Source organism: Microbacterium sp. VKM Ac-2870, from assembly GCF_015350795.1.
Lineage (GTDB): Bacteria > Actinomycetota > Actinomycetes > Actinomycetales > Microbacteriaceae > Microbacterium.
This window is the reverse complement of the sequence record NZ_JADKSH010000003.1, coordinates 488417-511152: the sequence shown is the minus strand read 5'-3', so window position 1 is coordinate 511152 and position 22736 is coordinate 488417. Positions and strand designations below refer to the sequence as shown.

Genomic DNA, 22736 nt, shown 5'->3' with positions numbered 1-22736 from the left:
ATAGGAGAACCGGCATGGGCGACACCAAGAGCGGATTCAGCGACGACGAGCGCGCCGCGATGAAGCAGCGCGCCGAAGAGTTGCGCACCACCAAGGGCCTGAAGGGCGCCGCGAAGCTCGCGAAGGAGCTGGAGGCGTGCGTCGAGGCGATCGAGGCGCTGTCGGGAACCGACAAGGAGGTGGCGACGCTGCTGCACCGCGTGGTGACCGACGTCGCCCCGCAACTGGAGCCCAAGACCTGGTACGGGTTCCCCTCGTACGCGCGGGACGGCAAGGTGGTCGTCTTCTACCAGCCGGCGTCCAAATTCGGCACCCGCTACGGCAACATCGGCTTTCAGGAGGACGCACACCTCGACGACGGTGACATGTGGGCGACGTCGTTCGCGGTGATCGCGGTGACATCGACCGTGGAAAAGAAGCTCCGCGCGCTCGTCGCGGCGGCGGCGGGCTGAGCGCGGGCCCGCCGCGACGACGGCGGTTCGGGGCGGCGGACGACCTAGACTGGTGAGGTTCCGCCTTCCTCGATCCGATGAGTCGACGTGTCTGACCCTGTCTCCGCTTCCCCCCGCACCCCCGGTGCCGGCGAGAGCGCGACGCGCACTTTCGATGTGCGCCATGTCCAGCTCGGTCGCGCCCTGCTGGCGGCACTCGCCGCGATCATGGTGACGTTCTCGCCCGATCACTCGGCTGCGATCGGCCTCGCCGTCTTCAGCGGTTGGGCCATCGCGACGGCGCTGGTGTTCTTCATCGGCGCGTGGCTCGCATACCCGCGCGATCGCCGGGGCGAGGCCATCCTGCTCGGCGTGCTGACGTTGGTGGCCGGAATGGCGACCGGCATTCCGGGGCTGCGTTCGACGGTGCTCTTCTTCGTGGCGATCATCGCCTGGGCCGTCATCGCCGGTGTCGCAGAGCTCGTGATCGGCATTCGTCTGCGCCGAGGCGGCGAGGTGAGTCGCCGTGACGACGGCCGTGACGCCATGCTCATCGGAGCGCTGACCCTGGCTCTCGGCGTGGGTCTGCTGCTGGTCAACCCCGCCTACAGCCTCGAGTACTTCATCTCCGATGCCGGGCGTTCCTTCACTTTGACCGGCATCGCGATCGGAGTCGGTCTGTTCGGCGGTTACGCCGCCGTCATCGCCGTCTTCCTCGGCATTGCCGGCTTCTCGCCGCGCCGCCCGACCCCGTCGGACGCCATCTTGTCAGGAGAGTCCGTATGAGCGAGCAGCGCCCCACCCGCCGTGACCTGCTCAAGCCCGTGCAGCTGCTGGGCTTCGCCTTCGCCGCCGCCCTGTTCTCGGGCCTTGTCACGCTCCTGTCGATGGGCTTCTTCCAGGACCTCACCGGCGATGAGCGTGTGCACGTGGTCGTGGTCTCGCTCGTTGTGGCGGGCATCGCCTTCATCACGACGCTCGTCATCATCGCGCTGTCGATGCTCGCGATCGACCCGGCTCAGGTGACCGGCGAGATCACCCACGGTGTGCTGCTCAACGACGAGGATGCCGCGGCGTCCTCCGACGGGGCCGACGGCGACGCTGCGCCGCGCGGCTGACCCGGGCGTTTCGTCCCCGGTCGTTGCGCGAGCCCAGCGCGTCGAAACGCGCTCAGACGCGGTCGACCAGCTCCGCCGCCAGACCGGTGTACCCCGCCGGGGTGAGAGCCAGCAGACGCTCCTTGGCGGCATCCCCGATGTCGAGTCCGCGCACGAACTCGGCGAGCTCCGGTCCGCCCACGCGGCGTCCTCGTGTGAGGTCCTTGAGCAGGGCGTAGGGGTCGGTGATCTGCGAGCGGCCCGCGACGATCTCGGCGCGCACGACGGTCTGGATGGCTTCGGCGAGCACCTCCCAGTTGGCGTCGAGGTCTGCCAGCAGCACGTCGCGCGAGAGCGAGATCTCGGTGAGACCGCGCTGCAGGTTGTCGAGCGCAAGCAGCGAGTGGCCGAAGGCGACCCCGATGTTGCGCTGCGTCGTCGAATCGGTCAGGTCGCGCTGCATACGGCTGGTCACGAGTGTCGAGGCAAGCGTTGTGAACAGCCCGCCGGAGATCTCGAAGTTCGCCTCGGCGTTCTCGAAGCGGATCGGGTTGATCTTGTGCGGCATCGTCGACGATCCGGTCGCTCCCGCGACCGGGATCTGCGCGAAGAAGCCCATCGCGATGTAGGTCCAGATGTCGGTGGCGAGGTTGTGCAGGATGCCTCCGGCGTGACGCATGCGGTCGTAGAGCTCCACCTGCCAGTCGTGCGACTCGATCTGGGTCGTCAGCACGTTGAAGTCGATGCCGAGGCCCTCGATGAACCCACGCGACAATTCGGGCCAGTCGATCTCGGGCGCCGCGGCGAGGTGCGCCGACCAGGTGCCGGTCGCACCGGAGAACTTGGCGAGGTAGTCGCCGCCGTCGATCTGAGCAGCGACCCGCTCGAGGCGCCAGGCGAAGACGGCGAGTTCCTTGCCCATCGTCGACGGGGTGGCTGGCTGCCCGTGCGTGCGGGAGAGCATGGCCGCGTCGCGGTGTTCGTCGGCGAGGGCGGAGATGGCCTCGATGACGGTGCGCAGCTTCGGCAGCCACACCTCGGTGACGGCGCGCTTGACCGTCAGGGCGTACGAGGCCGAGTTGATGTCTTCGCTCGTGCAGGCGAAGTGCGTGAGCTCGGCGATGCCCTGCAGCCCGAGCGTCTGCAGGCGGTCGCGCACCAGGTACTCGACGGCTTTGACGTCGTGGCGGGTGACCGCCTCGGTCGCTGCCAGCGCGTCGATCTCGGCCTTGCCGAAGTCACGGTAGAGCGCGCGCAGCGACTGCTTCTGCGTCTCGTCGAGCGGCGCCGAGCCGAACAGCGAGCGATCGGTGAGAGCGATGATCCACTCCACCTCGACCTCGACGCGGGCGCGGTTGAGTCCGGCCTCCGACAAATAGGCGGACAGCCCCGATACGGCGGCGCTGTACCGCCCGTCGAGCGGGCTGAGGGGCTGGTGGGCGAGGGTGTTCGCGGTGGTCACGACGCGGGCTCCGATCACGGTGTCTGTCGACGCGCGGCGGACGCTCACGACGAAGGGCGGATGGCCGGTTCGAGCTGCCGGAAGAGCGCCCGACTCGCGCTCTCGATCATACCGAGCACATCGTCGAACAGTTCCGGTCCCGCATAGTAGGGGTCGGGCACGTCGAGATTGCCGTGCGCGTCGGGGTCGAACGAGAGCAGCAGCGCGAGCTTGTCGGCATCCGCCGCGCTTCGTGCCCAACTCGACAGGATGCGTTCGTGCGAACGGTCGAGTGCCACGACGAGATCGTTGCGGTCGAAGTCGTCGAGGGTGAACTGGCGGGCACGGTGTCGGGCGCCGTCGTAGCCGCGTCGATCGAGCGCATCGAGGGTGCGCACGTCGGCGCGCTCGCCCACGTGCCAATCGCCGGTTCCCGAGCTGGTCGAGACCACACGATCTCCCAGCCCCGAACGTTCCGCGACATCGCGGAACACGATCTCCGCCATGGGGGAGCGGCAGATGTTGCCGGTGCACACGAACACGACGCGGAAAGGTGCGGCGCGGTCAATCACCTCCCCATTGTGGTGCAGGTCGCCGCGCCCCGAAAGCCCCGGCGCAGCCTCCTCCCCAGCGCCGGTGGGAGCGACGTCGTCCACGGATGCCGGCGGGGGAGCCCGCCGCGGGCGGTCGCGACCGAGGATCGGGGGGTGAACGGACTCGATGACATCGAGCGCGCGCAGGCGCTGGTGGGCACCGCGCGCGAGATTCTGACGGAGGTCGCGCTGCGTGCGCCGTCCCTGGTGCACGATGTGCAGTGGCAGACGGCAGACGCCGGGCTGCTGCAGGAACGCCTCGGTGAGTGGGTACGTCTCGTCGAAATCGCCGTCACCGAGGCGGAGACCTGGGCCGATTCGCTGAGGATGTCGCACGCCCGGGCGCTCGCGGAGGCAGCGGTGGGATGACCGACGATGTCGATATTCGTTCGGGGGGCCCGGTCGCCGTCGACACCGATTCGCTGCGGCACGTCGCCGGGGTGCTCACGGCCCTGGCTGCCCGTCTCGGCGAGGCCGCCGGTGTGCTCGGCGCCGCGGGAGACGCGTCGCTGGCGGCGGGTCTGTGGGTGCCGTCGCCGCAGGCGAGTGCGCAGCGGGCCGAAGATGTCGCGGACGATCTGGCCCGCGGGCTGCGCACTCTCGCGGAGGTGTACGAACTGGCTGAGCAACAGGCGCTCGTATCGCTGGGCGGCGAACGCGCCCCCGGGTCGCTGCAGATGTTGCTTGCGGCGCGTCGGCTGCAGGCGACGCCGGACGTGAGCGCCGCCGCCACGCGGCTCGCGACCGCGTGGGTACAGAGCCGCCACGGCGAGATCGAACGCCAGATGCAGGGCGCCGCCGGGATGCCCGGACCCGTCGGCCCGCTCGGCCCGGTCGGGCCCGCGCTCACCACGCTGACGGCCGCCGTCCGTGCCGTCCACCTCGGGATCATCCCCGCCGATGCCCCGCCGCTGCGGCCGATCGGGGCCGCAGCATCCGTCATCGAACTCAGCCGACACCAGGCGTCGGGCCCAGAGGCGGCACCGACCTCGCTCGTCGACATCATCGACCGGATGCCGGGACGAGACGGCAACGACGAGGCCCGCGTGCGGGTCGAGGAGTACCGGTTCGCATCGGGCGAATCGCAGTTCGTCGTCTACATCGACGGCACGCGGAAGCTCATCGACGCGGACGAGCCGTGGGACATGGGCTCGAACCTTCAGCTGTACTTCGGCGAGGAGTCATCGTCCTACGTCGCGGTCGAGCGTGCCCTCGCCGCGGCCGGGGCGGTCAGCGGCGATCGCCTCCACATCGTCGGTTACTCGCAGGGCGGGATGATCGCGGCGCACCTGGCCCGTCAGGGCGGCTTCGACGTCGCGACGCAGATCGGCATCGCCAGCCCTGTGCAGCCGGTGCTCTCGGGCGACACCTTCACGGTGGGCCTGCGTCACACCGACGACCCGGTCGCCGCGCTGTCGGTCGGAGGCATTCCCGGGGTGTCCGGAGCGCGCGACAGCTTCGTGGTCGAGCGCGTCGCCGACCCGACACCGAACTGGTCGGACGTGACGTTCTCCGTGCACGGCTTGGCAGAGTACCGCGAGACGGCGGCGCTCGCCGACGCCTCAGGCGACCCCCGCGTCGCGGCCCTGCGCGACCACCTGGCGCCGCTGGCGGGCGCGGCGATGGTCACGTCGACCGTCTACGGCGCCCACCGGACTGCGCCGCCCGAGCGTCGCCGCCGCGGCTCCGGCGGCGAGTGAGGGTGCGCTCAGCTGCGCTTTCGCTTCTGCTGGGGGCGCAACAGAATGCCGAACACCCAGTTGATGAGCGAGATCACGATCGCCGCGACCACGCCCAGCCAGAACTCGCCGACCGTCAGACCCCAACCCCACGAGCTCGTCACCCAGGCGGTGATCCACAGCAGCAGGCCATTGATGACGAACGAGATCAGCCCGAGGGTGACGATGTACAGCGGGAAGGCGACGATCTTGATGACGGTGCCGATGATGGTGTTCACCAGCGCGAAGATGGCGGCGACGGCGAGCAGCGTCAACACGAGCTGCAGCGTCTCACCGGGCGCGAACGGGGTGACCCCGACCTTCAAGGGGCCGATGAGGGTCACGACCCAGATGGCGAACGCATTGACGAGCACACGGACGAAGAAGCGCATGGTGAGGCCAGTCTCCCACGTGCCTTCCTCACCGGGAAGGGTTCGCACCGTCCCGCTGCGGATGGGCCCCTCGTAGACTCATCCCCGTGACCGAACTGCCCGTCCGCATCCGCCCCGAGATCGCCGCCCTCCCCGCCTACAAGCAGGGCAAGCAGGCCGGCGCCGAAGCGTTCAAGCTGTCCAGCAACGAGAATCCGTTCCCGCCGCTGCCGAGCGTCATCGCCGCCGTGCAGACGGCGATCGCCGTCAACCGCTACCCTGACGCATCGTCGCCGAGGTTGCGGGCACGATTGGCGGAGCGCTTCGGCGTGAGCGACGACGCCGTGCACATCGCGGCCGGTTCGGTCTCGATTCTGTTCCAGCTGGCCCAGGCCACCAGCGGCCCGGGTGATGAGATCCTCTTCTCGTGGCGGTCGTTCGAGGCCTACCCGAGCCTGGCCACCGTCGCGGGCGCGACGGCCGTTACGGTGCCGAACGACGCGGCGGGCGGCCATGACCTCGACGCCATGGCGGATGCCGTCACCGATCGCACCCGCATGATCATCGTCTGCAGCCCGAACAACCCGACCGGTCCGGTGGTGACGCAGGCCGGTTTCGATGCGTTCCTCGCGCGCGTGCCCGCCGATGTGCTGGTCGTGCTCGACGAGGCGTATGCCGAGTTCGTCACCGACCCCGACGCAGTCAGTGGTGCCGCCGTGCTCGCCGCCGGACACCCCCACGTCGTCGTGCTGCGCACCTTCTCCAAGGCGTACGGTCTCGCGGGGCTGCGGGTGGGTTACGCCGTCGGCGACCCGCGCATCCTCGCAGCCGCCCGCAGCACCGGCATCCCCCTGTCGGTCACGGCTGCCGCCGAGGAGGCGGCACTGGCCAGCCTCGACGCCGAGGACGAGCTGCTCGAACGGGTGCGCACGCTGGCCGGGCATCGCGACGACCTCGCCGCTCGACTGCGGGCGACCGGGTGGGACGTCCCCGAGGCGCAAGGCAACTTCGTGTGGCTGCCGGCGGGGGAGCGTGCGCTTGACGTCGCTGCTGCCTTCGAGGAGGCGGGGCTGATCGTGCGTCCGTTCGCCGGCGACGGCGTGCGCATCTCGATCGGCGAGCACGAGGCCCTCGACACGATCGTGCAGGTCGCGGCATCCGTCGCCCCACGCTGAGCGGGCGGCACCGAATTCTCCCTGCGGCTTGTCGCGGACGCACCGCGGATCTCGGCATCCGTTGTCGATCTCATGCAGTGCGGCGCATGCGGAGGGCATTAGCGTGGGAACATGACCCCGCCTGACGACCCGGCCCTCGTGCGCGTTCTGGCGGCCGACGGGACGTTCGCCCCCACGCCCGAAGCCGAGCGGTATCTGCCGCTGATCGAGGCGCTCACCGACGGCGAACTCGAGACGTTCTACCGCGACATGGTGACCGTCCGCGCCTTCGACCGACAGGCCACCAACCTGCAGCGGCAGGGACAACTCGCGCTGTGGCCCCCGTCACTCGGCCAGGAAGCAGCCCAGGTCGGCTCGGTGCGCGCGGCGCGCGCGCAAGACCACCTGTTCCCGTCGTATCGCGAGCACGTCGTCGCGACCACGCGCGGAGTCGACCCGATCGACATCATCCGGGTGATGCGTGGCCTCACCCACGGCGGGTGGGACCCCACCGATCCCAAGAACGGCAACGTGCACATCTACACCCTGGTGCTCGGATCGCAGACGCTGCACGCGACCGGCTTCGGCATGGGTCTCGTCTTCGACAAGCGGTGCGGTACGGGCGATCCGGCCCGCGATGAAGCCGTCGTCGTCTACTACGGCGACGGCGCCTCGAGCCAGGGCGACGTGCACGAGGCCATGGTCTTCGCCAACACCTACCGCACGCCCCAGGTCTTCTTCCTGCAGAACAATCACTGGGCCATCTCGGTGCCGGTGGCCACGCAGTCGCGCGGGCCCCTGTACCGCCGGGCTGAGGGCTACGGCATGCCGTCGATCCTCGTCGACGGCAACGATGTGCTGGCCAGCTTCGCGGTGTCCAAGCTCGCGCTCGACGAGGCGCGCGCCGGCGACGGCCCCCGCGCCATCGAAGCGATGACCTATCGCATGGGCGCCCACACGACGAGCGATGACCCCACGAAGTACCGCACCTCCGACGAGGAACAGTCGTGGGCGCGGCGCGACCCCATCGCCCGCATGCGCGCGTATCTGGAAGGACGGGGTGCGGCGGCATCCTTCTTCGACGACGTGGATGCCGCCGCGCAGGAGTACGCCGACGACGTGCGGGTGCGCACCAATGCGCTGGGCACGATCGAGGCCGACTCGATGTTCGCGCACGTCTACAGCGAGGATCACCCGCTGATGGTCGAGCAGCGCCGCTGGCTCGCCGACTACGAGGCTTCGTTCGAGAAGGGCGCCTGATGGTCGAGTCGATGCCACTGGCCAAGGCCCTCAACGCGGGGCTTCGCGCCGCGATGACCGCCGATGACCACGTTCTGCTCATGGGGGAGGACATCGGTCGCCTCGGCGGGGTGTTCCGTGTGACCGAGGGGCTGCAAGCAGAGTTCGGCGAGCAGCGCGTGCTCGACACCCCGCTGGCCGAGTCGGGCATCGTCGGCACCGCGATCGGCCTCGCCATGGCCGGATTCCGCCCCATCATCGAGGTGCAGTTCGACGGGTTCGTCTTCCCCGCGTTCGATCAGATCACCACGCAGCTGGCGAAGCTCACGAACCGCCACGAGGGGGCTTTGCAGATGCCGGTCGTCATCCGCATCCCCTACGGCGGGCACATCGGCGCTGTCGAGCACCATCAGGAGAGCCCCGAGGCCTACTTCGCGCACACGCCGGGTCTGCGCGTCGTGTCTCCGTCGACCGCCAACGACGCGTACTGGATGATCCAGGATGCCGTCCGCTCGCCCGATCCGGTGATCTTCCTCGAGCCCAAGGCGAAGTACTGGATGAAGGGTGACGTCGACACGGCGGAGCGCCCGCTGGCGCTGCACGCGTCGCGGATCGTCCGTCGCGGCACCGATGTGACCCTCGTCGGTCACGGTGCCATGGTGACGACCCTGCTGCAGGCCGCCGCGCTCGCCGAGAGCGAGGGAACCTCGTGCGAGGTGATCGATCTGCGATCGCTGTCGCCGATCGACTACGCCCCGCTCCTGGACTCGGTGCGACGTACGGGACGCATGGTCTACGCGCAGGAGGCGCCCGGGTCGGTCTCGGTCGGCTCGGAGGTCGCTGCCACCGTCATGGAGCGCGCGTTCTTCGCCCTGGAAGCGCCGGTGCTGCGCGTGTCGGGATTCGACGTGCCGTTCCCGCCCGCCAAGCTCGAGGGCACGTACCTGCCCGATGCCGACCGCATCCTCGAGGCCGTCGACCGCGCCCTCGCCTACTGACCGTCCGCCCTGAAGGAGAACGACATGAGCGAGCAGATCTTCCACCTGCCGGACGTCGGTGAAGGCCTGACCGAGGCCGAGATCGTGCAGTGGCGTGTCTCGCCCGGCGACAGCGTCGCCGTCAACGACGTGCTGGTCGAGATCGAGACCGCCAAGTCGCTGGTCGAGCTGCCTTCGCCGTTCGCCGGTACGGTGGGCGAACTGCTCGCCCCCGAGGGGCAGACCGTCACTGTCGGCGCGGCGATCATCACGATCGCCGGTGTTGCTGCGGCGGGCGCCGAGCCCACCGCCCCGGCGGCGACCGAGCCCGCCGCGGCATCCGACGACGGCGGGGCCGTGCTGGTCGGCTACGGCACCGGCGCGGGAGCGACGTCGCGGCGCAAGCGCCCTGCCGAGCGTGGCGAGACGGTGCGCGCCTCGGTCGGTGTGGTGGCCAAGCCTCCGGTGCGAAAGCTCGCGCGCGACCTGGACGTCACGCTCGCCGATGTGGCCCCGAGCGGTCCGGCAGGAGAGGTGACCCGCGACGACGTGGTGCGCCATGCCGAACAGGCCAGCGTCTTCCGCAACATCGCGACCCCTGCGACTCCCGCCGAGCGCGAGCAGACGATCCCGGTGGCGGCTCCCGCTCCGGTGGCACCGCCCGTAGGCGAGCGCGAAGAGGCGATCCCGGTCAAGGGCGTGCGCAAGGCCACGGCATCCGGAATGGTGCGCTCGGCCTACACCGCCCCGCACGTGTCGGTGTGGACCGACGTCGACGCGACCCGCACGATGGAGCTCGTCAAGCGGCTGAAGGCCTCACCGGACTTCGCCGACATCAAGATCTCGCCGCTGCTGATCATGGCGCGGGCGGTCATCTGGGCGGTGCGCCGCACCCCGCTCATCGGCGCCGCGTGGATCGATAAGGAAGACGGCACGGCGGAGATCCGCGTGCGCAACTACGTCAACCTCGGCATCGCCGCCGCGACGCCGAGGGGCCTGCTCGTCCCCAACATCAAAGACGCCCAGGACCTCAGCCTCCGTGAGCTCGCCAAGGCGCTCGAGAAACTGACGCTGACGGCGCGTGAGGGCAAGACCACCCCCGCCGACCAGCAGGGCGGCACGGTGACCATCACGAACATCGGCGTGTTCGGAATGGATGCCGGGACGCCGATCATCAACCCGGGGGAGTCGGGCATCGTCGCGATGGGCACCATCCGGCAGAAGCCGTGGGTCGTCGACGGCGAGGTGCGTCCCCGTTTCGTGACGACGGTCTCCGGCTCGTTCGACCATCGCGTGATCGACGGCGACGGCATGAGCCGCTTCATCGCCGACATCGCGTCGATTCTCGAAGAGCCCGCGCTGCTGCTGGACTGAGGTCCCGCTCAGCGCGACACGGTGCGAAAGCCCGCATTACCCATCGAGGAATCGGGGGTGTTCCGCGAGCGCGCCGAGTTGCGGTATCGGTTGCAGTAGCTGTCGTGGCAGAGGTAGCTCCCGCCCCGCAGCACGCGGAGCTCGCCCATCGGCGGCCCTGGCGGATCGGTGACGGGCGTCGCGGCGTACGCGCGCGATGAGAACCGGTCGTCGCACCACTCCCACACGTTTCCCACGCACTGCCACAGGCCGAAGCCGTTGGGAGAGTACGTGCGCACCGGCGCAGTGGTAAGGAAGCCATCCTCGAGCGTGTTGGTCGCCGGAAAGCTGCCCTGCCAGATGTTCGCGCGCCATCCGCCGTCATCGACAGCCTCATCTCCCCACGGGAAGGTCTTGCGATCGAGGCCGCCGCGTGCGGCGTACTCCCACTCCGCTTCGGTGGGCAGCCGGCGCCCCGCCCACGCGCAGTAGGCCCGGGCATCGTTCCAGGTGACATGCACGACGGGGTGGTCGCCGCGTCCCGCGAGCGAGGAGTGGGCGCCGCCGGGATGCGCCCAGTCGGCTCCCCGTACTCCGTGCCACCAGGGCGTTCCAACGGCACTACCCATGATGTCGGCGTCGGGGGCCGCGATTGCCAGGTGGAAGACCGCGGAGAATCCGTACTGTTCAGCCTCGGTCACGTATCCCGTGTCATCGACGAAGCGCGCGAAGTCATCGTTCGACACCGTCGTGGTGTCGATCCGGAAGTCGCTGACCGTGACGGCATGCAACGGAACTTCGCCATCGGCGGGGTTGCGGTCACCCGACGCGTCACCCATGACGAACGTTCCGGCCGGGATAGAGGCCTGCTCGATCGTGTGCCCACCACGCGCCCGAGAGCGGGGAGCGATGACCATCGGCGGCCGAACAAGCCTGATCGGTCGCGATGTGCTCGAGGGTTGGCATCCGCAGCCCGTGCGGCATCCCTCCGCCTCCGTGTCCGACTGACCGTTCATTCGCGATCCTTCGATGCGTTCAGGGCTGGTCGACGAGTGCCGCCAGGCGGACCTCGGTCGCTTCAAGCCATGCGATCAGGGTCTGCACCATGTAGTGGCCGCGCTCGCTCTGGATCATGTGCGCGGTGCGCAGCCATGCCCGCAGTGGGGCGTCGGCGTTTTCGGGAACGAGATCGGCGTCGACTCCTCGGCGGTAGTCCTCGTGTTCTTTGCGGTAGGCGAGTTCAGTGCGGACCAGATCGAGCAGGCGCGCGGGCCCGCGCCGTGCGCTGAACATCAAGCGCACCTGGAAGTCGGGATCGAGGGGCCGGGGCGATGGCGTGTACGGGGAATCGATCCATTCGTCGAGTGCCGCGAGCCCAGCCTCGGCGATGCGGTAGAGCTTCGCGTCCGGGCCGCCCTCTCGCACCTCTCTCGTGGATGTCACCCATCGCAGCTCGTCGAACCGTGCGAGTTGCCGGTAGATCTGCGAAGGCTGCGTTGTGTATCCGACGAAGGCGCCGTTCCGCTCGAGCCATTTGTGGATGTCGTAGCCCGTGCGGGCGCCGGCCGTGAGCAGGCTGAGTGTGATCACTTCTAATCGGGCGAGTGCCACTGAGGTTCCTGTCTGCTCTCCTGGCGCCGCCATCGCGGCATGTCAACTAAGAGCAATGCTACTAGCGCCAGGCCCTATCTTCTTAATTTGTCTCTGCTTATATATGACACGAGTGCTACTGTTGCTCTCGTTGCGTACCGCGGCGAAGGCGACGAAGGAGTTTCCGTGAGCACTGCAGATCTCTCCCGCCCGAACATCATCTTCGTGATGTCGGACGATCACGCGGCGCACGCCATCTCGGCGTACGGCAGCAGGGTCAACTCCACACCGAACCTCGATCGAATCGCCGACGAGGGCGTGCGGATGGATGCCGTCTTCTGCACCAACTCCATCTGTTCCCCCTCGCGAGCCACGATCCTCACGGGCACCTACAGTCATATCAACGGGGTGTCGTCGATTTGGACCGAGATGGACTACCGCGTGCCGACGTTCATCGATGTGCTGCACACCCACGGTTACAAGACGGCGATGTTTGGCAAATGGCACCTGGGCGAGCGCGGCCACTCGCTGCCGCGGGGGTTCGACGAGTGGAAGATCTTTCCGGGGCAGGGCGACTACGTCGATCCCGAGATGATCGACGCCTCCGGCTCTTCCACTGTCAAGGGATACGCGACCGATATCGTCACCGACCTGTCCCTCGCGTGGATGGATGCGCTCGATCCCGGCGAGCCTTTCGCGATGATGGTGCACCACAAGGCGCCGCACCGTCCCTGGGTTCCCGATGAGAAGCACAAAGAGCTTTACGCCGACGGCTCGATCCCCGAACCCGCGACGTTCTTCGACGACCACGAGTCGCGCAGTCGTGCCATTCGCGGCGTGCGGATGACCATCGCCGACGACATGGGGTCCGACGACCTGAAGCAAGAAGTTCCGGCGCGCCTGCGCGGTCCCGACAACCGCGAAGCGCGTATGCGGTGGAAGTACCAGATCTACATGCGCGACTACCTGCAGTGCATCCAGTCGATCGATGACAATGTCGGGCGCCTACTCGACCATCTCGAGGAGCGGGGTCTCGCCGACAACACCCTCGTCGTCTACACCTCCGACCAAGGGTTCTTCCTCGGTGACCATGGGTGGTTCGACAAGCGGTTGATGTTCGATCAGTCGCTGCAGATGCCGATGCTCATCCGTTGGCCGGCCGAGATTGCGGCCGGATCGCGCTGCGAGGCGATCATCACCAACGTCGACTTCGCCGCGACCTTCCTCGACGTCGCCGGTATCGACGCGACCGAGCATCTGCCGACGCAGCAGGGACGCAGCTTTCGGCCCTTGCTGCGCGGTGAGCACGTCGACGACTGGCCGGAGGCGGCCTATTACCGGTATTGGGAACACGACGACCCGATTCACGCGGCGCCGGCGCACTATGGGATCCGCACCGCCCGCTACAAGCTCATCTACTACTACGGCGCCGGCCTGGGCGTGCCGGGCGCATCGGAGCAGATCTTCGAACCCGAGTGGGAGCTCTACGACCTGCACACCGATCCGGAAGAGATGCGCAACGTGGCGGATGATCCGGCATACGCGGCGGTGAAGGCGAGGCTCGAGCTGCAGCTCGCTGCGCAGCAGGCGCTCTATCGCGATGAGCCGTACGTCGGGCCGGAGACTCCCGCGCCTGTATGGGGCCCGCATGATGATGAGCTGCTCGCCTCCGTGGACGAGTACGTGCGCGGCATCCGCGAGACAAGCTGAACGCGCCTTCGCCGGTGCTCGCGCGGTCACGGTCGTGCGCGACACTGGAGTCATGCTGACCGTCTTCGTCGCCGCCCTCGCGGCGCTCGTGCCGATCACGAACCCGATCGGCGCGGTGGCGGCCTACGCGGGGCTGTCGGCGCACCTCGACGAGGCCGACCGTCGCCGGCAGTCGTGGCTCACGGGGGTGTACGTCGCGGTGATCCTGACCGTGTTCGCGCTGCTCGGCACCCTGATCCTGCAGTTCTTCGGCATCTCGCTCGGTGCCCTGCAGATCGCCGGCGGTCTCGTCGTGATGCACTCCGGTTTCGGCATGGTCGTGCCGCGCGAGCTCGGCGCCGGAGCATCGAGCGCGGAGAAGGAGCACGCCGCGACGAAGACCGACATCAGCTTCTCGCCGATGGCGTTGCCCCTCATCGCGGGCCCCGGCGCGATCGGTGTGGTGGTCGGCCTCGCCGCACGCAATCCCGGCATCCTCGATCGCATCGGCATCGTCGTCGCCGTCATCGTGATCGCCGCGGTCATCGCGCTGCTGCTGCGGTACGGCACGCCGCTCACCGAGAAGCTCGGACCCACCGGGGTCGGGGCCATCACGCGCGTGATGGGCTTCCTGATTCTCGCCATCGGCGCCGAGATCCTGGTGCACGGGCTGTCGGCTGCCCTCCCCGGCCTCGCCTGAGGCGGATGCCGCAGCTCAGCGAGAGGCGGGGTCGTCAACCTTGTCTACGACCGGATGGAAGTTGCCTGACAGATTCGCGGGCTGCAGGACGTCGCCGAGGCCGCCCCGCTTTCCTGTCCACAGCGACGGGCCTCGAACGCCGGGCAACTGCGTCAGGACGCTGCCCGTGAACCGACCCTCCGGTGGCACGTAGGGGTTCGCCTTGCGCCCCTTGCGCCATGCGCGAAAGCGGTCGATCAGTCGCATCATCACACCTCCTGTGTCACACCGTAGGCCGGTCGCAGCACGGCGGCAAGGAGGTTCAGCGGATGCCGCGGGCTCACGCCGTGAGGTGCTCGATGAGGATCTGCGTGCCGATGCCGATGAGGACGAGCCCGCCGACGATCTCGGCGGGTCGGCGGAACCGGGTGCCGATGCGGTAGCCGATGAACACCGCGACGAACGACAGCGCGAAGGTCACCAGCCCGATCGTCGTGACGGCCACGGCGACGTTGACGTCGAGGAAGGCGAAGGAGACGCCGACGGCGAGTGCGTCGATGCTGGTGGCAATGGACAGGAGGGTGACTTCCCGGGTGGTGAACGCCTCGATGTCGTGCACGTGCGCCGGATGATCGGCATCCACCCGTGCGTCCGGAGTCAGCGCCTCCCACAGCATCTTGCCGCCGACGAGGGCGAGCAGACCGAAGGAGATCCAGTGATCCCACGGGGCGATCGCCTCGGCGAAGGTCGATCCGAGCAGCCATCCCAGCAGCGGCATGACCGCCTGCGCGACGCCGAAGGCGGTGGCGAAGACGAGGGCCGTGCGCAGCACGTGAGCGCGCAGCTGCACGCCCTTGCCGAGAGCGACGGCGAAGGCGTCGGCCGACACCCCGAGGGCGAGCAGCAACAGAGTCCAGGGTGAGATGACGGCTCCTCGAAAGGCGATGGAGTCGACCGGATTGCTCACGGTCGGTGCGGGCAGAGGCCGTCTGCGAGCGCCGTCGGACGCGGAGGCCGAAGATCAGCCTGATGGTCGCGGCACCCGCTGTTCAAGCCGAGCCTATGAATTGACAGCATTTCGGGTTTCCTGGATTTGATAACGATTATCAGTAGCCCTACGCTGGAGAGCATGAAGCGTCCCGTCGTTCTGCTCGCCGCCCTCGCCGCGGCATCCTCCCTCGCCCTCGCTGGCTGCTCCAGCTCAGCCAGCCCGTCGCCTGCCTCCTCGTCCTCTGCGGGCGGCACGATCTCGGTCGTCGCCTCCACCAACGTCTACGGCGACATCGCCAAGACGATCGGCGGCGAGCACGTCGAAGTCACGTCGCTGATCGCCGACGAGAGCAAGGACCCGCACGACTTCGAGGCGACCGCTGCCGACCAGCTCGACATCCAGAACGCCCAACTGCTCATCGAGAACGGCGGGGGCTACGACCCGTTCATGGCAACGATGAAGGACTCCACCTCGTCGGCCGCTCCGCTCATCAGCGCCGTCACCTTCTCTCCGGAGTGGAAGGGATCCAACCCGTCCGAGGCGGTGGACGGCTTCAACGAGCACGTCTTCTACGATCCGCAGACCATCGCGGCGGTCGCCGACGAGGTTGCGAAGCAACTCGGCACGATCGACCCGACCGATGCGAGCACGTTCACCGCCAACGCCAAGGCCTTCCGCGCCGCTATCGACGCCAAAGTCACGCCGATTCTCACCGATATCTCGAAGGCGCACGCCGGCGAAGACATCTTCGTCACCGAGCCTGTCCCGCTCTACCTCGCGGAGTCGGCCGGCCTGAAAAACGTCACCCCGTCGGCGTTCAGCGAAGCCGTCGAGGAGGGCCAGGATGTTCCGCCCGCGACGCTGCTCGACGCCCTGACGCTGATCGGCGGCGGCACGGTGAAGATCCTCTTCGTGAACGCTCAGGCTGCCGGCGCCGAGACCACGCAGGCCGAGGCGAAGGCTGCCGAGGCCAAGGTTCCCGTCATCAAGGCGTCGGAGCTGCTTCCGGACGGTCAGAACTACGTATCGTGGATGACTGACATGGCTACGCAGATCAAGACCGCGCTGGGTTCGTGACCCCCGCGACCACTCCGCCCCTTCGCATCGTGGCCGCCGCGCTCTCGCGCGGCGGCCACGAGCTGTGGCGCGGGCTCGACCTCGAACTGCAACCGGGCGAACTCGTCGCGGTGCTCGGCCCGAGCGGGGCGGGCAAGACCACACTGCTGCGCGCCATCCTCGGCCTCGAGCGGCTCAGCGCCGGAAGCGTCGAGGCCCTCGGCGAACGGGTCCACCGCGCCGGCAGCCGTCGTATCGGCTACATCCCGCAGCAGCGACCGCTCGCGCGGCACACCGCCATGCGCGGTCGCGACCTCGTGCGTCTGGGCGTCGACGGCCACCGTTTCGGCTTCCCGCTTCCGCGCCGCGGTGACCGTCAACGCGTGCAGGAGCTCATCGATGCCGTCGGCGCCGGATCGTTCGCCGACCGTCCCGTCGGCCTGCTCTCGGGAGGAGAGCAGCAGCGGCTGCGCGTCGGCCAGGCGCTCGCCGACAACCCCGGGCTGCTCTTGTGCGACGAGCCTCTGACCAGCCTGGACCTCGCCAATCAGCGCGACGTCATCGACCTCATCGACGGGTACCGCCGCGAGAGCGGGGCCGGCGTGCTGCTCGTCACCCATGACATCAACCCGGTGCTCGAGAAGGTCGACCGCATCCTCTACCTCACGGGAGGCCGCTTCACGCTGGGCCGCCCCGACGAGGTGCTGACCTCCGAGACGCTGACCGCGCTCTACGACACGCCCGTGCACGTCGCGCGCATCGGCGGGCGGCTGGTCGTCGTCGGCGCTCCCGACTCGGAAGCCGGACACCACCACCACGGCGACGACGCCCGTGACGACACGGCCCCGTCGCTCACCCCTGCGTCGCCATCATCGATGGGAGGGGTCCGATGAACTGGGACGATGTGGGCAACGCCCTCTTCGGCGGCCTCTCGCGCTACGGCGACATCCTCGCGCTCGTGCAGAACTCAGTGTGGGCCGGTGCGGTGCTCGGCATCGTGGGGGGCCTGATCGGCGTCTTCGTCATGCAGCGCGACATGGCCTTCGCCGTCCACGGCATCAGCGAGCTGTCGTTCGCCGGGGCAGCGGCAGCGCTGCTGCTCGGGTTCGACGTGGTCACCGGATCTGTCCTGGGCTCGCTCGTCGCGGCCGGACTGATCGGCTGGTTGGGCGCCCGCGCCCGCGATCGCAACTCGATTATCGGCGTGCTCATGCCGTTCGGTCTGGGCCTCGGCATCCTGTGCATCTCGCTCTACAACGGCCGCAGCGCCAACCGATTCAGCCTGCTCACCGGACAGATCGTCTCGGTGCAGAGCGGCCAGCTGACGGTGCTCATCGTGCTCAGCGTGATCGTACTGGTGGCCCTGCTGCTGATCTGGCGTCCGCTCACCTTCGACTCGCTCGACCCGCAGTCGGCCGCCGCGCGCGGCGTTCCCACCACGGTGGTGTCGTTCGTCTTCATGATCCTGCTGGGCATCGTGGTCGCCGTCGCGGTGCACATCATCGGCGCCCTCCTCGTGCTGTCGCTGCTGGTCACCCCCGCCGCGGCGGCTATGCGGGTGGCGAACGGCCCTGTCGCGGTGCCGCTGCTGGCAGCGGGATTCGGGGTCGTGTCCGCCGTGGGCGGGATCCTCCTGGCGATCGCGGGCACGCTTCCGGTGAGTCCGTACATCACCACCCTCTCCTTCCTCATCTACCTCGTGTGCCGAGCCGTCGACGGCGTCCGCCGTCGGGGCAGCGTCGAGGCTTAGGCATCCCGGGGCGGTACGCATCCAGCCCGCTCCAAGACCCCGCGAGTAGACTCCCCGCATGGCTCAGCGCAACACCTGGCAGCGCGATCGCGTGCGCGAGGCGCTGACCGACGCTCCGGGATTCGTCAGCGCTCAGGCGCTGCACGCCACCCTGCGCGACGAGAACACCGGCATCGGGCTCGCAACCGTCTACCGGGCGCTGGCCACCCTCGCCGCCAGCGGCGAAGCCGATCAGCTGCAGAGCCCCGAGGGCGAAGCGATCTACCGTGCCTGCTCGAGCACGGGACACCATCACCACCTGATCTGCCGCTCGTGCGGCCTCGCCGTGGAGATCCAGGCTCACGAGGTCGAGGCGTGGGCTCAGCGAACCGCCGCATCGCATGGATTCACCGAGGCCGAGCACGTCGTCGACATCTTCGGGGTCTGCGCCGCCTGCTCGGCGAAGCGCGCCGCGACACTCGCCGGAGAGCGTGTCGACTGAGGTGCGCGCCGCGCCGGCCCGCACCGCGGTGGCCGTCGGTCTCGGCGTGCTGGTGGTCGGAGCCCTCGTGGCTGTCGCCCTCCTCTCTCCGGGACCATCGCTGCCGACGCGCGTGCAGGACGGCCTGACGCTCTCCATCAGCGTGCTGATCGAGTCGCTCCCGTTCGTCATCCTCGGCGTGCTGCTGTCGATCATCGTGCAGGTGTGGGTGCCGCCGGGTGTGATCGAACGATGGATGCCGCGGGCACCATGGGCCCGCCGTGCGGTGCTGTCTCTGCTGGGCATGCTCATCCCTGTCTGCGAGTGCGGCAACGTGCCGTTCGCACGCGGACTGATGATGCGCGGTCTCGGCGTCGCAGAGACCCTCACGTTCCTCATCGCCGCGCCGATCGTGAACCCGATCGTGATCATCACCACGCACCAGGCGTTCGGGTTCGACGACGGCATCCTGATCGCGCGCCTTCTCGGCGGCTACGCGGTCGCAAACCTGATCGGATGGCTGTACAGCCGGCATCCCGACCCGGACGGCCTGCTCACCGAACGCTTCCGTGCCAGCTGTGAGGTGTCGCTCGAGTCTGCCGCTCACGGCGGGGGATCCGGCAAGGGCCGGCGCAGCCTCGCCCAGTTCGTCGTCGAGCTGCGTGCGGTCATGCCGGCGCTCGTCATCGGTTCGGCGCTCGCCGGTGCGGTGCAGGTTCTCGTGCCGCGGTCGGCGCTGCTGGCCATCGGGTCGAACCCCGCGCTGTCGATCGTCGCGATGATCGCCCTCGCCATGATCGTGTCGATCTGCTCGAACGTCGACGCGTTCTTCGCGCTGTCGTTCGCCTCGACCTTCACGCCCGGCTCGATCGTCGCCTTCCTGCTGGTCGGACCCCTGGTCGACGTGAAGATGCTCGCGCTCTTGCGCACGACGTTCCGCACGAAGGTGCTCGGCACCCTGGTGGTGATCGTCGTGCTGTTCGCGGTCGCGGTGGGATCGGTGGTGAACCTCCTTGCGTGAGCTCCTCGGATCCCGGCTGCTCGGCGTGGGACTGGCCGCCGGGCTGGCCACCGTCACGATCACCCTCTGGCTGACCGGTCAGCTGGCCCTGTACATCAACCCGTCGTCGAACTGGTTCGCCGTCTCGATGGCCGTCATCGCCCTCGTCGGCACGGTGGTCAGCTTCGCGCTGCCGCGCGGCGCCGAGGCCGACCACGGACACGACCACGGCGATGCGCAGGAGGGGCATGAGCATGACCACGGTCACCACGAGGGCGTTTCGACGCGCTCCGCGCGCTCAGCGACCGCAGGCGCGACCGGGCACGGGCACGGGGGCGAGCAGCGGAGCGTGTGGGGTACGGCGGCGACGGTGACCGGCGGCATCCTGGCTACGGGCGTCGTTGCGGCGATCGTGCTGACGCCGCCCGCGACCCTGTCGGCCGAACTCGCGATGCAGCGCGACACCGGGGCGCCGCCGCTGTTCCAGGGTGCCGACACCATCGCCCTGGCCTCGACCGGCGACACCGCGAAGTTCGGCGTCGGCGAGTGGGCCAGCGTGTTCGCGACGGCGACGAACCCCGAGGCCTTCGACGGCGACACGATCACGCTCACCGGCTTCGTCACGCCCACCGACGGCGGTTTCGGCCTCACCCGCCTGGTGATCACGCACTGCGTCATCGACGCCCAGCCGGCGAGTGTGCCGGTGGCGCTGGCCGACGGCATCCCCTCCACCGGGACGTGGGTGACGGTCACCGGCACCATCCGTGACACCGCCGGGCGGCTGCAGATCCAGCCCGCCTCGGTGCGGACGGTCGACCAGCCCAAGGACCCGTATGAGTACTGAGCGCGCGACGCGTCGAGAGCGCTCGCGTCGCCGTCGCTCGCGCGCGTTTCTGGGCGCCTTCGCCCTCATCGTCGGTGCGCTCGCCGTCGTCGGCCTCGCCGGCGCCGCGGTTACCGTCTCTCAGGGGCCTCGCGTCACGAACGTCAGCGTCGATCCGGATGCCGCCGTCAGCGCCTCGGGGTCACGACTGATCATCACCACCACCCAATCGCTCGCGAAGGTCGCTCCGGCCCAGGTCACCGTCTCACCGGCAGCTCCATTCACCGTCGACACGTCGGGGCGCAGTGTCGGCATCCGCTTCACTCAGCCGCTCTGGGACGACACGTCGTACACCGTGACCATCGCAGGGCTGGTCGGCCTGGGCGGGGGGCCGGCGGCATCCGTGGAGCAGAGCTTCACCACCCCGCCGCTGCACCCCTACGTGCTGCAGCGGGGCACGGGCGGAGACACGATCCTGCGCACAGATCTGGCGGGCGCCGATCCCGAGCCGGTGTACACGAACCCCCACATCGAGGACTTCCGGGCCACGTCGGGCCACCTGGTGATGTCGACCATCGACGGCGACGACAAGTCGCACCTCATCGTCACCGACCTCGACGGCGGGAATGCCCGTGAGCTGCCCCTGCCCGGCGACGGCTCGGTCACCGACCTGCAGAGCGCCGACCGCGGCGACCTCGTCGGCTACACCTTCACCGACGCGAGCGTCGGCACGCCGGGAGCGCGCGAGGCGCGGTTGTTCACCGCGTCGCTGACGGCCGCCCAGGCAGGCGTCCAGCCCACGATGATCGAACGCGCGGGGGGCGAATCCCGGGTGGACGACTGGCGGTTCGTCCCCGGCACCGACAGCATCCTCATGCTCACCTATGACGGGGCGCTCACGCTCATCTCGCCGTCCGGGGGAGACCCTGTCACGCTCGGCAACGCCGTCTCGATCGACGGCATCGCGCGTGGCACGACAACCGCGATCGTCGAGCGCATCGACGGCCCCGCCGCGATCGATCTCGCCTCCGCCAAACAGGTCGCGTTGCCCCCTACCGACAAGGCCCTCGGCCAGACGAACAAGATGACGCCGCTCGCCGACGGCAGCACCCTCCGCGTGCTCGCGGTGGTCGACGGGTTCACCGTGCGCTCCACCACCGTCAACGTCGTCGATGCATCCGGCACGGCGACCCCGGTGTTCTCCGTGCAGCCGAAAGACATCCTCATCCAGTCGTGCGTGTCGCCGAGCGGCCGCTACGGTGCCTTCCTCGTTGCACCGGATGCCGTCTCGAACCCCTACGACGGCTACAAACTGCCGCTGCCCACCCACGTGCGAACGCACGTCGTCACCCTGACCGGGCCGAACGCGGGAACCGAAGTCGGCGCACTCGCCGGGTTCGACATCTCGTGGTGCCAGACGCCTCCGCGCGGATGAGCTGGCCGGGGCCCGAGCTGGTACCCGCCACGCGCGAGGCGCTGGCGGCGCTGCCGCTCGAGGTCGCGCCGCGACTGCTCGGGGCCGTGCTGCAGGTCGCGGTCAGCACCGACTCCGACTCCGAGGTCGTCTCCGTCCGACTCACTGAGGTCGAGGCCTATCACGGCGCCGGCACCGGCCCGGAGGCCGATCCGGGCTCCCACGCGCGGATGGGCCGCACGGCGCGCAATGCGACCATGTGGGGCGAACCGGGGCACCTGTACGTCTACCTGAGCCACGGCATCCATTCGTGCGTCAACGTCGTCTGCTGTCCCGACGGTCAGGCCGGCGGTGTACTGCTGCGGGCGGGCGAGATCATCGCGGGTGAGGCGATCGCGTTCGCGCGGCGGCCCGCGGCGCGGACCTCCCGCGACCTGGCCCGCGGACCCGGGCGCCTCGGCGATGCGGTGGGCCTGCGCCATCCCGTGCACGACGGCATCGATGCGATCACGGGCGCCGAGCACTCCCGCGCCCGGGCCCGTTTGTGGCTGCCCGTGGCCGTGCGTCGCGACATCGTCACCGGGCCGCGGGTCGGCGTCGCGGGGGTCGCTGGAACCGCCGCGTTCCCGTGGCGCTTCTGGATCGAGGGCGACCCCACGGTGTCGGTGTTCCGCTGGGGCCGTGGCGCCGGACCGGCCGCTTAGTGGCTCATCTCGAGGCGACGCCGCAGGCAATGCGCCGGCTGGCACGGTGAGCGAGTGATCCGGATGCCGCGTCAAGCCGACACGCCCGTCGTGCTAGACTGACTCTTTGTCTGCGCGCACTCCAGCACGCAGTTCGTATCCCACCACGTTTCGACTCGCCTTCGGCTCGTTCAACGACCGGCGGAGGAGTCCGATCCCGCATGGGA

Annotated in this window: 26 protein-coding genes; 19 read left to right on the top strand and 7 right to left on the bottom strand. The window is 69.0% G+C overall.

What is annotated here, in order from left to right:
• Nucleotides 1-14 precede the first annotated feature (14 nt).
• The 3 genes from ITJ43_RS09795 (at nt 15) to ITJ43_RS09785 (ending at nt 1549) form a co-directional block, all read left to right on the top strand.
• Nucleotides 15-452: a hypothetical protein gene (locus ITJ43_RS09795; protein ID WP_194583638.1), complete on the top strand. Its 438-nt coding sequence runs from the start codon at nt 15-17 to the stop codon at nt 450-452.
• Nucleotides 453-539: 87 nt separating this feature from the next.
• Nucleotides 540-1217 carry an acyl-CoA synthetase gene (locus tag ITJ43_RS09790; RefSeq protein ID WP_194583637.1) on the top strand — a complete coding sequence of 226 codons (678 nt, stop codon included), beginning with the start codon at nt 540-542 and terminating at the stop codon, nt 1215-1217.
• Entirely contained in the window at nt 1214-1549 is a 336-nt protein-coding gene (locus ITJ43_RS09785; RefSeq protein ID WP_194583636.1) for an amino acid transporter, read from the top strand. The genes ITJ43_RS09790 and ITJ43_RS09785 overlap by 4 nt, the downstream gene beginning before the upstream one ends.
• A gap of 52 nt (nt 1550-1601) precedes the next feature.
• Here ITJ43_RS09785 and purB read toward each other — a convergent pair whose 3' ends face one another.
• Entirely contained in the window at nt 1602-3008 is a 1407-nt protein-coding gene (purB, locus tag ITJ43_RS09780) for an adenylosuccinate lyase (RefSeq protein ID WP_323741188.1), read from the bottom strand.
• A 26-nt stretch (nt 3009-3034) separates the two neighbouring features.
• On the bottom strand, nt 3035-3475 hold the full coding sequence (locus ITJ43_RS09775; RefSeq protein ID WP_228495737.1) for a low molecular weight protein-tyrosine-phosphatase: 441 nt from the start codon (nt 3473-3475) through the stop codon (nt 3035-3037).
• A 201-nt stretch (nt 3476-3676) separates the two neighbouring features.
• Here ITJ43_RS09775 and ITJ43_RS09770 point away from each other — a divergent pair, with 201 nt between their 5' ends.
• Both ITJ43_RS09770 and ITJ43_RS09765 read left to right on the top strand, forming a co-directional pair.
• A complete protein-coding gene (locus ITJ43_RS09770) occupies nt 3677-3931 on the top strand; it encodes a hypothetical protein (protein WP_194583635.1) in 255 nt (84 codons plus the stop codon).
• The gene (locus ITJ43_RS09765) at nt 3928-5262 is read left to right on the top strand and encodes a hypothetical protein (protein ID WP_194583634.1); all 1335 of its coding nucleotides are present in this window, start codon (nt 3928-3930) and stop codon (nt 5260-5262) included. Before ITJ43_RS09770 ends, ITJ43_RS09765 begins: the two co-directional genes overlap by 4 nt.
• A gap of 8 nt (nt 5263-5270) precedes the next feature.
• On the opposite strand, the gene ITJ43_RS09760 is transcribed toward ITJ43_RS09765, so the two are convergent.
• Nucleotides 5271-5672, bottom strand: a complete 402-nt coding sequence (locus ITJ43_RS09760; protein WP_194583633.1) for a phage holin family protein — start codon at nt 5670-5672, stop codon at nt 5271-5273.
• A gap of 86 nt (nt 5673-5758) precedes the next feature.
• Between ITJ43_RS09760 and ITJ43_RS09755 the strand changes: the two genes are divergently transcribed.
• The 4 genes from ITJ43_RS09755 to ITJ43_RS09740 all read left to right on the top strand — a co-directional run bounded on the left by ITJ43_RS09755 (nt 5759) and on the right by ITJ43_RS09740 (nt 10395).
• Nucleotides 5759-6826 carry a histidinol-phosphate transaminase gene (locus tag ITJ43_RS09755; protein WP_194583632.1) on the top strand — a complete coding sequence of 356 codons (1068 nt, stop codon included), beginning with the start codon at nt 5759-5761 and terminating at the stop codon, nt 6824-6826.
• A 111-nt stretch (nt 6827-6937) separates the two neighbouring features.
• Nucleotides 6938-8065: a thiamine pyrophosphate-dependent enzyme gene (locus ITJ43_RS09750; RefSeq protein WP_194583631.1), complete on the top strand. Its 1128-nt coding sequence runs from the start codon at nt 6938-6940 to the stop codon at nt 8063-8065.
• Nucleotides 8065-9042, top strand: coding sequence for an alpha-ketoacid dehydrogenase subunit beta (locus tag ITJ43_RS09745; protein WP_194583630.1), 978 nt, complete (start codon nt 8065-8067; stop codon nt 9040-9042). The genes ITJ43_RS09750 and ITJ43_RS09745 overlap by 1 nt, the downstream gene beginning before the upstream one ends.
• A gap of 24 nt (nt 9043-9066) precedes the next feature.
• The gene (locus tag ITJ43_RS09740; protein WP_194583629.1) at nt 9067-10395 is read left to right on the top strand and encodes a dihydrolipoamide acetyltransferase family protein; all 1329 of its coding nucleotides are present in this window, start codon (nt 9067-9069) and stop codon (nt 10393-10395) included.
• Nucleotides 10396-10403: 8 nt separating this feature from the next.
• Here ITJ43_RS09740 and ITJ43_RS09735 read toward each other — a convergent pair whose 3' ends face one another.
• Complete coding sequence (locus ITJ43_RS09735; RefSeq protein ID WP_228495634.1) at nt 10404-11291, bottom strand: formylglycine-generating enzyme family protein; 888 nt, start codon at nt 11289-11291, stop codon at nt 10404-10406.
• 118 nt (nt 11292-11409) lie between these two features.
• Nucleotides 11410-11985, bottom strand: a complete 576-nt coding sequence (locus tag ITJ43_RS09730) for a PadR family transcriptional regulator (RefSeq protein ID WP_194583627.1) — start codon at nt 11983-11985, stop codon at nt 11410-11412.
• A 165-nt stretch (nt 11986-12150) separates the two neighbouring features.
• Here ITJ43_RS09730 and ITJ43_RS09725 point away from each other — a divergent pair, with 165 nt between their 5' ends.
• Together ITJ43_RS09725 and ITJ43_RS09720 are read left to right on the top strand one after the other, a co-directional pair.
• Nucleotides 12151-13674 (top strand): sulfatase, encoded by a 1524-nt coding sequence (locus ITJ43_RS09725; protein ID WP_323741187.1) that lies wholly within the window; start codon nt 12151-12153, stop codon nt 13672-13674.
• Between the two features lie 52 nt (nt 13675-13726).
• The gene (locus ITJ43_RS09720; protein WP_194583625.1) at nt 13727-14353 is read left to right on the top strand and encodes a MarC family protein; all 627 of its coding nucleotides are present in this window, start codon (nt 13727-13729) and stop codon (nt 14351-14353) included.
• 15 nt (nt 14354-14368) lie between these two features.
• Here ITJ43_RS09720 and ITJ43_RS09715 read toward each other — a convergent pair whose 3' ends face one another.
• Together ITJ43_RS09715 and ITJ43_RS09710 are read right to left on the bottom strand one after the other, a co-directional pair.
• Complete coding sequence (locus tag ITJ43_RS09715) at nt 14369-14602, bottom strand: hypothetical protein (RefSeq protein ID WP_228495632.1); 234 nt, start codon at nt 14600-14602, stop codon at nt 14369-14371.
• Nucleotides 14603-14672: 70 nt separating this feature from the next.
• The gene (locus tag ITJ43_RS09710; protein WP_194583624.1) at nt 14673-15299 is read right to left on the bottom strand and encodes a manganese efflux pump MntP family protein; all 627 of its coding nucleotides are present in this window, start codon (nt 15297-15299) and stop codon (nt 14673-14675) included.
• Nucleotides 15300-15461: 162 nt separating this feature from the next.
• Between ITJ43_RS09710 and ITJ43_RS09705 the strand changes: the two genes are divergently transcribed.
• The 8 genes from ITJ43_RS09705 to ITJ43_RS09670 are packed head-to-tail and all read left to right on the top strand — an operon-like array spanning nt 15462 to nt 22530.
• Nucleotides 15462-16400: a metal ABC transporter solute-binding protein, Zn/Mn family gene (locus ITJ43_RS09705; protein WP_194583623.1), complete on the top strand. Its 939-nt coding sequence runs from the start codon at nt 15462-15464 to the stop codon at nt 16398-16400.
• Nucleotides 16397-17272: a metal ABC transporter ATP-binding protein gene (locus ITJ43_RS09700; RefSeq protein ID WP_194583622.1), complete on the top strand. Its 876-nt coding sequence runs from the start codon at nt 16397-16399 to the stop codon at nt 17270-17272. The genes ITJ43_RS09705 and ITJ43_RS09700 overlap by 4 nt, the downstream gene beginning before the upstream one ends.
• A complete protein-coding gene (locus ITJ43_RS09695) occupies nt 17269-18129 on the top strand; it encodes a metal ABC transporter permease (protein WP_194583621.1) in 861 nt (286 codons plus the stop codon). The genes ITJ43_RS09700 and ITJ43_RS09695 overlap by 4 nt, the downstream gene beginning before the upstream one ends.
• A 58-nt stretch (nt 18130-18187) precedes the next feature.
• Nucleotides 18188-18610: a Fur family transcriptional regulator gene (locus ITJ43_RS09690; protein ID WP_194583620.1), complete on the top strand. Its 423-nt coding sequence runs from the start codon at nt 18188-18190 to the stop codon at nt 18608-18610.
• Complete coding sequence (locus ITJ43_RS09685) at nt 18600-19610, top strand: permease (RefSeq protein ID WP_194583619.1); 1011 nt, start codon at nt 18600-18602, stop codon at nt 19608-19610. Before ITJ43_RS09690 ends, ITJ43_RS09685 begins: the two co-directional genes overlap by 11 nt.
• Entirely contained in the window at nt 19603-20433 is an 831-nt protein-coding gene (locus tag ITJ43_RS09680) for a TIGR03943 family putative permease subunit (protein WP_194583618.1), read from the top strand. The genes ITJ43_RS09685 and ITJ43_RS09680 overlap by 8 nt, the downstream gene beginning before the upstream one ends.
• Entirely contained in the window at nt 20423-21847 is a 1425-nt protein-coding gene (locus ITJ43_RS09675; protein WP_194583617.1) for an Ig-like domain-containing protein, read from the top strand. Before ITJ43_RS09680 ends, ITJ43_RS09675 begins: the two co-directional genes overlap by 11 nt.
• Nucleotides 21844-22530 carry a DNA-3-methyladenine glycosylase gene (locus ITJ43_RS09670; protein ID WP_194583845.1) on the top strand — a complete coding sequence of 229 codons (687 nt, stop codon included), beginning with the start codon at nt 21844-21846 and terminating at the stop codon, nt 22528-22530. The genes ITJ43_RS09675 and ITJ43_RS09670 overlap by 4 nt, the downstream gene beginning before the upstream one ends.
• The last annotated feature ends 206 nt before the right edge of the window (nt 22531-22736 follow it).